The sequence below is a fragment of the Sphingomonas sp. genome (assembly GCF_035758555.1).
Taxonomy (GTDB): Bacteria; Pseudomonadota; Alphaproteobacteria; order Sphingomonadales; family Sphingomonadaceae; genus Sphingomonas_B.
Genome location: NZ_DASTXI010000172.1, coordinates 1 through 8,892 on the forward strand (window position 1 = coordinate 1; position 8,892 = coordinate 8,892).

Genomic DNA, 8,892 nt, shown 5'->3' on the forward strand with positions numbered 1-8,892 from the left:
TCCCTACTCCGCCGCCTGGGCGACCTCCGGGTCTTTCCAGACCAGCACCGGCTTGCGGGCCGCCAGCGTCTCGTCGAGGCGGCGGCGCGGCGCGAAGTGCGGCGCGGCCTTCAGCGACGGGTCGCCGTTCTTTGCCCGCGCGGCAACCGAGCGGAGCGCGCCGATGAACTGGTCGAGATTGGCCTTCGACTCGGTCTCGGTCGGCTCGACCAGCATCGCGCCGTGGACGACGAGCGGGAAATACATCGTCATCGGGTGATAGCCCTCGTCGATCAGGCCCTTGGCGATGTCGAGCGTCGTGAAGCCCTCGGCCATGCCATCGTCCGAGAACAGCGCCTCGTGCATGCAGGGGCCGCTGCCCCCGAACGGGGCGTCGAGAATGTCGTCGAGCGAGCGCAGGATATAATTCGCGTTCAGCACTGCATCTTCGCTGACCTGACGCAGGCCGTCGGCACCGTGGCTCAGCATGTACGCGGCGGCGCGGGTGAACATGCCCATCTGGCCGTGGAACGCGACCATGCGGCCGAAGCTATGGGCGTGATGCTCCTCCGCCGTCTCTTCCTCGACGAGATGATAATGATCGCCCTGCTTCTCGACGAAAGGCAGCGGCGCGAACGGCGCGAGCGCGGCCGAGAAGACGACCGGGCCGGAGCCGGGGCCGCCGCCGCCGTGCGGAGTCGAGAAGGTCTTGTGAAGGTTGATGTGCATCGCGTCGACGCCGAGGTCGCCGGGGCGGACGCGGCCGACGATCGCGTTGAAGTTCGCGCCGTCGCAATAGACGAATGCGCCGGCGGCATGGACCGCGTCGGCGATGCGCTTCATGTCGCGCTCGAACAGGCCGCAGGTGTTCGGGTTGGTGATCATCACCGCCGCGACGTCGGGCCCGAGCCGGCGTTTCAGCGCTTCGAAATCGACGCGGCCTTCGGGCGTGGCCGGGATGTTCTCGACTGCATAGCCGGCGAAGGCGGCGGTCGCCGGATTGGTGCCGTGCGCGGATTCCGGCACCAGCACCACCGAGCGCGCATCGCCCCGCGCCTCCAGCGCCGAACGGATCGCGAGCAGGCCGCACAGCTCGCCATGCGCGCCGGCCTTCGGGCTCATCGCGACGGCGGGCATGCCGGTCAGCTTCATCAGCCAGTCGGCGACGAGGTGGATCAGCGCATAGGCGCCCTGCACCGTTTCCTGCGGCTGGAGCGGATGCACGTCCGCGAAGCCGGGCAGGCGCGCGACCTTCTCGTTCAGACGCGGATTGTGCTTCATCGTGCAGCTCCCAAGCGGGAACAGGCCGAGGTCGATCGCATAGTTCTGGCGGGAGAGGCGGGTGTAGTGGCGGATCGCCTCGGGCTCGGAGAGGCCGGGCAGGCCGATCGGCTTGCCGCGCAAGTGCTCCTGCGAAAGCAGGAGCCCAGTGGCGCCATGGGCTCCTGCTTTCGCAGGAGCGCTGGGGAGGTCCACCCCCGTCGTATGCTCATCCCCGATCTCGAAGATCAGCGGTTCCTCGAGCATCAGAGCACGGTTGCCGGTGAAAGTTTCGGTGTTGGCGGCCGTCTCGCCTTCGGGGCGGGAGACGCGGCCCTGGCGGTTCATGCTCATGCGAGGTTCTCCTGGAGGGCGGCGGCCAAGGCCTCGACGTCCTCCGGCGTTGTGGTTTCGGTGACGGCGACGACCAGCCCGTGCTCCAGCGCGTCGACGCCCGGATAGAGGCGGCCCAGCGACACGCCGGCGAGGATCCCGCGATCGGCGAGGCGGCGGACCAAAGGCCGGGCTTCCTGCGACAGCTTCAGCGTGAATTCGTTGAAGAAGCTGCTGTTGACCAGCTCGACGCCCGGCACTTTCGCCAGCCGCTCGGCCGCCGCGGCGGCGCCGGCGTGGTTCAGCTCGGCCAGCCCGCGCAGGCCTTTTTCGCCGAGCAAGGTCATATGAATCGAGAAGGCGAGCGCGCACAGGCCCGAGTTGGTGCAGATGTTGGACGTCGCCTTTTCGCGGCGGATATGCTGCTCGCGCGTGGAGAGCGTCAGCACGAAGCCGCGCTTGCCTTCCGCGTCGACGGTTTCGCCGCACAGGCGGCCCGGCATCTGGCGGACGAATTTCTCCTTGCACGCGAACAGGCCCACATAAGGCCCGCCGAACTGCAGGCCGACGCCGATCGACTGGCCTTCGCCGACGACGATGTCGGCGCCCATTTCTCCCGGCGACTTGAGCAGCCCCAGCGCGACCGGCTCCGTCACCACCGCGACCAGCAAAGCGCCTTTCTCATGCGCGCGGGCCGCCAGCTCCGACAGGCCGGCGACGCGGCCGAGAATGTCGGGATATTGGACGACGACGCAGGACGTGTCGCCGTCGATCTGGCCGATCAGCGTGTCGATGTCGGTGGCGGCCTCCAGCTTCGGCAGCGCCGTATGCAGCTCGTCGCCGGTGAAGCGCGCCATCGTCTTCGCGACCGACACATAGTGCGGGTGCAGCCCGGCGGAGATCAGCGCCTTGGCGCGGCGCGTGATCCGGCGCGCCATCGTGATCGCTTCCCAGCAGGCGGTCGAGCCGTCGTACATCGACGCATTGGCGACGTCGCAGCCGAGCAGCCGCGCGACTTGCGTCTGGAACTCGAACAGCATCTGCAGCGTGCCCTGCGCGATTTCCGGCTGATAGGGCGTGTAGGCGGTCAGGAACTCGCCGCGCTGGATGATATGGTCGACGGTGGCCGGCACATGATGCCGATAGGCGCCGCAGCCGAGGAAGAAAGGCACCTCGCCCGCCACGGTGTTCTGGCGGGCAAGCGCGGCGAGCTTGCGCTCGACCGAAAGCTCGGACGCATGGTTCGGCAGACCGGCAATCGGCCCGGACAGCCGCGCCTCCTGCGGCACATCGACGAACAGGTCGTCGATCGAGTTGGCGCCGACAGCCTGCAGCATCGCGCTGCGATCGGCGGGGGTGAGGGGCAAGTAACGCATCAGGGCTTTCTCATCGTGAAGCGGAGGCGGACATAATCGGCGATCCAGCGGCCGTCGGGTTGCTTGAGCGCGGGGGCGGCGCGGGATTCGGCTTCGGCGGTGACGGACTCGATTTCCGCTTCGGGCACCTTCGCGGAATCGAGGAAGCCGGCGCGGAAGGTCTTGTACCAGGCGGCGGCGCCGGCGGGCAGCGGAGTCGGGCGGTCGATCAGCCAGGCTTCGATGTCGCCGAAGCCCGCCGCATCATAGACGCGCGTGAACTCCTCCGGGTTCGCATACCATTGCGGGTCCTCGGCCGGGACCGGGTAGCCGCGCGCCGTCAGCACTTCGCGGAGCGCACCGCGGAGCTGGGCGATATTCCCCGCGCCGCCCTGCTCGCCGACGAAGCGGCCGCCGGGCTTCAGCGCGCGGAACGCGCCGCGCGCGACGGCTCCGGGATCGAGCATCCAGTGCAGCGCGGCGTTGGAGAAGATCGCGTCGAACTCGCCGTCGAAGTCGAGCGCCTGGCCGTCCATCACGCGTGCGTCGAGCCCGCGCGCCTTGGCCGCGGCGACCATTTCGGGAGAGGCGTCGACGCCCACGACTTCCGCGCCGGCCGCGACCAGCGCCTCCGTCAGAACGCCATCGCCGCAGCCGAGATCGAGGATGCGCTCGCCCGCCTTGGGCGCAAGCAGCTCCACCACCGCGCGGCCGAGCTCCGGCACGAAGGCGGCGTTCTTCGCGTAATCGGTCGGGGACCAGCGGGAGGTGGGGTTGAGCACAGCGGCACTCCCATTTCGCTCAGGATCAAAGGCCGGACACGAATTCCTTATACGCGGCCTCGTCCATCAGCCCGTCGAGCTGCGACGGGTCCGACAGCGTCAGCTTGAAGAACCAGCCGTCCGCTTCGGGCGAGGTGTTGACCAGGTCCGGCGTGTCGCTGAGCGCAGCATTGCCTTCGGTCACCGTGCCGGAGACCGGCGCGTAGACGTCTGAGGCGGCCTTGACCGATTCGACCACTGCCGCGTCACCGCCCTGGGACAGCTGGCGTCCGGCATCGGGCACTTCGACGAACACGACGTCGCCGAGCTGGCTCTGCGCATAATCGGTGATGCCGACGGTCGCGGCATCGCCGTCGACTTCGATCCATTCATGATCCTTGGTGAAATAACGGGTCATTTGGCGGCTCCCTTGCGGTGATAGCGGTGGGGGACGAACGGCATGGCGGCGACTTCGGCCTCAAAGATCTTGGCGCGCTGGTTCAGCCGGACGCGCGTGCCCGGTGCGGCAAGGGCTGCGGGGACATAGGCCATCGCGATCGGCCGCTCGAGGCTGGGCGAGAAGCCGCCCGACGTGACCTTGCCGACCTCGTTCCCGTCGGCATCGACCACCGCCGCGCCTTCGCGCACAGGCTGGCGTCCTTCGACCAGCAGGCCGACACGCTTCAGCACCGGGCCTTGTTCGCGCTCCAGCAGGATGCGCTCGGCGCCGGGGAAGCCGCCTTCCTCGCGCCGACGCTTCTGCAGCGCGAAGCCCAGATCGGCGGCGATCGGCGTGGTTTCTTCGTCCAGGTCGTGGCCGTAGAGAGGCAAGCCCGCTTCCAAACGCAGCGAATCGCGTGCGCCGAGCCCGATCGGCTTCACTTCAGGCTGCGCGCAGAGCAGCGTCGCGACCTTCTCCGCATGCCCGGCGGCAATCGAGATTTCGAAGCCGTCCTCGCCGGTATAGCCGGAGCGGCTGACCCAGGCGGGGACGCCGCCAAGATCGAACGCGCCCGCTTCCATGAAATAGAGCCGCGCGACCTCCGGCTGGATGCGCGCGAGCACCTCGCCGGCCTTCGGTCCCTGCAGCGCCAGCAGCGCGCTTTCCTCAAGGTGATTGAGCGTGATCTCGTCGGGCAGATGCTCGCGCATATGGCCGATATCGTCGTATTTGGTCGCGCCGTTCACGACCATGTAGAAGCCGTCCGCCTGGCGGGTCAGCATCAGATCATCGAGAATGCCGCCGGCTTCGTTCAGCAGCAGCGAATAGCGCATCTTGTCGACGCCCAGGCCCTTCACATCGGCGGGCAGCAGCTTTTCGAGCTCAGCATCGACATCGGGGCCGCTTATCAGCAGCTGGCCCATATGGCTGACGTCGAACAGGCCGGCATTTTCGCGCGTCCAGAGATGCTCGGCGATGATGCCTTCATACTGGATCGGCATCTGGTAGCCGGCGAACGGCACCATGCGGGCGCCGCGTGCGCGATGCCAGCCATCCAGCGGCAGGCTTTGGGGGGGAAGATCGTCCGTCTCGCTCACATTCGCCTCCGTGACCGGCAGCCGCGTTCCTTTGCCGAAACGCATCCGCTGCCCCCTCTGTCACGGAACCTGAGAGCTTTCACCGGACGCGAGCCCGGCTTACCCCTTCGGTGGCCCGCACCACCGCACGGACGCTTTCCAGAGTGTCGCAAGAGACGGCCGCGGTCCTTCGACCTGAGAGATTCCGGGGCGGTTGCTCCTTCGGCGGAAACAGGTTTCCCTGCCTCACTCTCCCGCGGACGCCCGGCGGTTGCCCGCCGGCGACGTCAGCGCCTCTGGCTGCGCTCCGCGCCGGAGTCAACGCCCACGCCGTGCCGGTAGACCAAAGTTCCACCCTTCCAGCCGGAATAGGCGAGCAGCAGCACCGCGATCGTGGATAGAATGAGCCCGGTCGGCAGGAGAAAACCGGGTCCGCCATTCATCCGCCAGATGAAATTGGCGATCTGGACCGCGACGACGATCAGGTTGGCGGCGAGGTGATGGTTGGCGGCGGGAATGGCCCTGATCCGCGCGTCGCCGAAATAGTCGATCAGCCCGAAGACGGCGGCGAGCAGCGCCAGGACGATGCCGAGCCCAAGCCCCAGCATGCCCAGCGTCGCCCAGATCAGGTCGTGCCTGTGCCAGAACATCAGGTCCGCCACCCAGACCAGGATGAACAGCACGATCGGGAACATCACCGTCATCGGATGAACCGGATGGCCGGCAATCCTGGCAGTGCTGCGTGGGCTGTCCATCGGCCGGTCTCCTCCCCGCGGGCAACGCGGGAAGGAACGGCCCCGTTCCGGTTACCGGGTCGCGTTGTACTGGAGCTGGTCGGGCGTCAGCTGGAATCCGATCAGCTGCTCGAAGCTCGCACGGGCGACCGCGGCGCGCACGCCCGGCTCCGACATTGGATCGATCGCCGCATCCTGCTCGCCGGGCTTGCGCTTGCGGGTGATCTGCTGACGGATGTCTTCCGGCAGCGTCGCGGCCGAGCGGGCAATGATGCTCGAGCCTTGGCCGGTGGTCTGCGCCCGATCCTGGCCGGCGGCGAAGTTCAGTGCCACGCGGCTGATCCGCTTGGCGACGACGACGTTGCCGCCGCGCACCACGGTGACGAAATAAGGCAGCACCACCTCGCGCGGGGCGGCGGTGTCGCGGCGACGCGCGATCACGTCGAACGTGGTGGTCGCGATCACGTTCGGCCCGCTGGTCTCGTCGCAGGTCGTGCGCAGATTCGTGATCGTCGCGGTCACGTCGATCGCGCTGGCGTCGCGGCTCTGTGGCGGGTCGAACAGGGTTATGTCGCCGGTATAGGCGGGCACGCCGACGGCAGGGCAGGTCGTGCGCTCGACGCGGATACCGCCGAGATAGTCGAGTTCGCCGGCGCGAGAGCAGGCCCCGAGCGACAGGGCGATGGCGGCAGCGGCAAGGGCAAGGCGAAGCGACAAAGACGGATCCTCGGGAGGTCTGAAAGGCCGCAAAAGCATAGGAAGGCGCTTTGATGCAGGCAAGCAATCGCTTATCTGGGCGCCGACATGTCCTCGCTTCCCAACCTCAAGCTGCTGATCGCGGCGCCGCGCGGCTTCTGCGCCGGCGTCGACCGCGCCATCCGGATCGTCGAGCTCGCGATCGAGCGGCTCGGCGCGCCCGTCTATGTGCGCCATGAGATCGTCCATAACCGCTTCGTCGTCGACCGGCTGAAAGCCAAGGGCGCGGTGTTCGTCGAGGAGCTTGACGACGTGCCGGACGGCGCGCCGGTCGTTTTCTCCGCGCACGGCGTACCGAAATCGGTGCCCGCCGCGGCGGAAGCGCGCGGGCTCGACTATCTCGACGCCACTTGCCCGCTGGTATCCAAGGTGCACAGCCAGGCGGAGCGGCTGGTCGCGGCCGGGCGGCATATCCTGTTCGTCGGGCATAAAGGCCATCCGGAAGTGATCGGTACGTTCGGCCAGGTGCCCGAAGGCCGGATGACGCTGATCGAGACGGTCGCCGACGTTGCCGGCCTCGCGCCGACCGATCCCGACAATCTCGCCTTCCTGACGCAGACGACGCTGTCGGTCGACGACACGGCCGAGATCATCGCCGCGCTGAGGCAGCGATTTCCGGGGATCCAGGCGCCGCGGGGCGAGGACATCTGCTACGCAACCTCGAACCGTCAGTCCGCGGTCAAGGCGATCGCACCCCTGTGCGACGCGATGCTGGTGATCGGGGCGCCGAACAGCTCCAATTCGCTGCGGCTGGTCGAAGCGGCCGAGCGTGCCGGCGCGCGAGCGATGCTGGTGCAGCGGGGCAGCGACCTGGATTTCGACTGGCTGACGGGCGTGACGACGCTCGGCCTGACCGCCGGGGCGTCTGCACCCGAATTGCTTGTCCGCGAAGTCGTCGATGCGCTTGCAGAGCGCTACGCGATCGACGAGGAACAGGTCGAAACCGCGCGCGAGCACATGGTATTCAAGCTTCCCCGGGCGCTCCAGGCCGCCTGACCGGATCGAGCACCGTCGCCAGCGCTTCGGCGAGCGACTCGCGCCCATAGGGTTTGTGCAGCAGCTCGAACTCCAGCGCCGCGCCTTTCAGCATTTCGTTGCTGTAGCCGCTGGCCAGCACCACCGGCAGCCCGGGGAAACGCTTCCGCACCTGACGGGCCAGCTCGACACCGCTCAGGCCCGGCATCACCACATCGGTGAAGACCAGGTCGGCTGGGCCGGCTTCGAGTCGCTCCAGCCCCTCTTCTGCACTGGCCGCCGTCTCGACCGAGCAGCCCAGATCTTCCAGCAGGTCCCGTGCGAATGCGCGGACCTGCTCATTATCCTCCACCAGCAACACGCGCAGACCTGGCGGCAACGCCGCCGAATCCTTCGCCGCCGCGGCAGACGCGAGCAGGCCTTCGCTGCGCGGCAGCAGCAGGCGGATCGTCGTTCCTTTCCCGAGCACTGATTCGATCTCGGCGCGGCCGCCGCTTTGCGCGGCAAAGCCGTGGATTTGCGACAGGCCCAGCCCAGTACCCTTGCCGACCGGCTTGGTCGTGAAGAAGGGTTCGAATGCGCGTTCGATCACCTGGGGCGGCATCCCCTCGCCTGTGTCGGTCACCGAAATGCAGACCATATCGCCGCTGCCGTTCGTACCCGGCACGTTGGCGGTGCCGAGCGTCAGCCGGCCGCCCCTGGGCATCGCGTCGCGCGCATTGATCGCGGCGTTCAGCAGCGCATTTTCAAGGTGGGTCGCGTCGGCCTCGACGCGCCACAGCCCGGGCACCAGCTCCAGCTTCACATCGATCGTGCTGCCGAGCGTGCGGCTCAGCACTTCGGCGAACGCGTCCAGCCGGACGTTCAGGTCGAGCACGTCGGGCTTCAGCGGCTGGCGCCGGCTGAACGCGAGCAGATGACTGGTCAGCGTCGCCGCGCGGTCGGCAGTGTCGGTGATCGCGTCCAGATAACGCCGCCGCCGCTCGTCGCTCAGATCGTCGCGGCGCAGCAACTCTGCCGAGCCGCGGATGACGGTGATCAGGTTGTTGAAATCGTGCGCGATGCCGCCCGCCAGTTCGCCCAACGCCTGCAGCTTCTGCGATTGCGCGAGAGCGGCGCGCGCCTGCTCCAGCTCCTCTTCGGCACGCTTCCGGTCGGTGATGTCGCGCGTGATCTTGGCGAAACCGACATGTTCGCCGTTTGCGTCGTAGACCGGGTCGA

At 67.8% G+C, this 8,892-nt stretch carries 9 protein-coding genes and 2 riboswitches; of the genes, 1 reads left to right on the top strand and 8 read right to left on the bottom strand.

Going from position 1 to position 8,892, the window contains the following annotated elements:
- Window positions 1-3: 3 nt before the first annotated feature.
- From gcvPB to VFT73_RS10105, 7 genes are all read right to left on the bottom strand, one after another.
- The gene (gene gcvPB, locus VFT73_RS10075) at window positions 4-1,593 is read right to left on the bottom strand and encodes an aminomethyl-transferring glycine dehydrogenase subunit GcvPB (RefSeq protein ID WP_326410541.1); all 1,590 of its coding nucleotides are present in this window, start codon (window positions 1,591-1,593) and stop codon (window positions 4-6) included.
- Window positions 1,590-2,948 (bottom strand): aminomethyl-transferring glycine dehydrogenase subunit GcvPA, encoded by a 1,359-nt coding sequence (gene gcvPA, locus VFT73_RS10080; RefSeq protein WP_326410544.1) that lies wholly within the window; start codon window positions 2,946-2,948, stop codon window positions 1,590-1,592. Before gcvPA ends, gcvPB begins: the two co-directional genes overlap by 4 nt.
- Entirely contained in the window at window positions 2,948-3,709 is a 762-nt protein-coding gene (locus tag VFT73_RS10085; RefSeq protein WP_326410546.1) for a class I SAM-dependent methyltransferase, read from the bottom strand. The genes gcvPA and VFT73_RS10085 overlap by 1 nt, the downstream gene beginning before the upstream one ends.
- Window positions 3,710-3,734: 25 nt before the next feature.
- Complete coding sequence (gene gcvH / locus VFT73_RS10090; RefSeq protein WP_326410548.1) at window positions 3,735-4,106, bottom strand: glycine cleavage system protein GcvH; 372 nt, start codon at window positions 4,104-4,106, stop codon at window positions 3,735-3,737.
- The gene (gene gcvT, locus VFT73_RS10095; protein ID WP_326410552.1) at window positions 4,103-5,272 is read right to left on the bottom strand and encodes a glycine cleavage system aminomethyltransferase GcvT; all 1,170 of its coding nucleotides are present in this window, start codon (window positions 5,270-5,272) and stop codon (window positions 4,103-4,105) included. The genes gcvH and gcvT overlap by 4 nt, the downstream gene beginning before the upstream one ends.
- A gap of 2 nt (window positions 5,273-5,274) precedes the next feature.
- A riboswitch (glycine riboswitch) is annotated at window positions 5,275-5,379 on the bottom strand.
- Window positions 5,380-5,473, bottom strand: a riboswitch (glycine riboswitch).
- A gap of 20 nt (window positions 5,474-5,493) precedes the next feature.
- Entirely contained in the window at window positions 5,494-5,961 is a 468-nt protein-coding gene (locus VFT73_RS10100; RefSeq protein WP_326410555.1) for a DUF2231 domain-containing protein, read from the bottom strand.
- Window positions 5,962-6,012: 51 nt separating this feature from the next.
- Window positions 6,013-6,657, bottom strand: coding sequence for a hypothetical protein (locus VFT73_RS10105; RefSeq protein WP_326410557.1), 645 nt, complete (start codon window positions 6,655-6,657; stop codon window positions 6,013-6,015).
- 87 nt (window positions 6,658-6,744) lie between these two features.
- On the opposite strand from VFT73_RS10105, the gene ispH reads away from it, so the two are divergent.
- Window positions 6,745-7,692: a 4-hydroxy-3-methylbut-2-enyl diphosphate reductase gene (ispH, locus tag VFT73_RS10110; RefSeq protein ID WP_326410559.1), complete on the top strand. Its 948-nt coding sequence runs from the start codon at window positions 6,745-6,747 to the stop codon at window positions 7,690-7,692.
- Here the strand turns inward: ispH and VFT73_RS10115 are convergent.
- Window positions 7,661-8,892 (bottom strand): response regulator (locus VFT73_RS10115; RefSeq protein WP_326410561.1); only part of this gene is annotated, 1,232 nt, incomplete at its 5' end. The genes ispH and VFT73_RS10115 overlap by 32 nt on opposite strands.

What these genes read in the sequence shown, in the direction of transcription:
- gcvPB (WP_326410541.1), bottom strand. Translation starts at nt 1,593, where the DNA reads ATGAGCATGAACCGCCAGGGCCGCGTCTCCCGCCCCGAAGGCGAGACG.
- gcvPA (WP_326410544.1), bottom strand. Translation starts at nt 2,948, where the DNA reads ATGCGTTACTTGCCCCTCACCCCCGCCGATCGCAGCGCGATGCTGCAG.
- gcvH (WP_326410548.1), bottom strand. Translation starts at nt 4,106, where the DNA reads ATGACCCGTTATTTCACCAAGGATCATGAATGGATCGAAGTCGACGGC.
- gcvT (WP_326410552.1), bottom strand. Translation starts at nt 5,272, where the DNA reads ATGCGTTTCGGCAAAGGAACGCGGCTGCCGGTCACGGAGGCGAATGTG.
- VFT73_RS10100 (WP_326410555.1), bottom strand. Translation starts at nt 5,961, where the DNA reads ATGGACAGCCCACGCAGCACTGCCAGGATTGCCGGCCATCCGGTTCAT.
- ispH (WP_326410559.1), top strand. Translation starts at nt 6,745, where the DNA reads ATGTCCTCGCTTCCCAACCTCAAGCTGCTGATCGCGGCGCCGCGCGGC.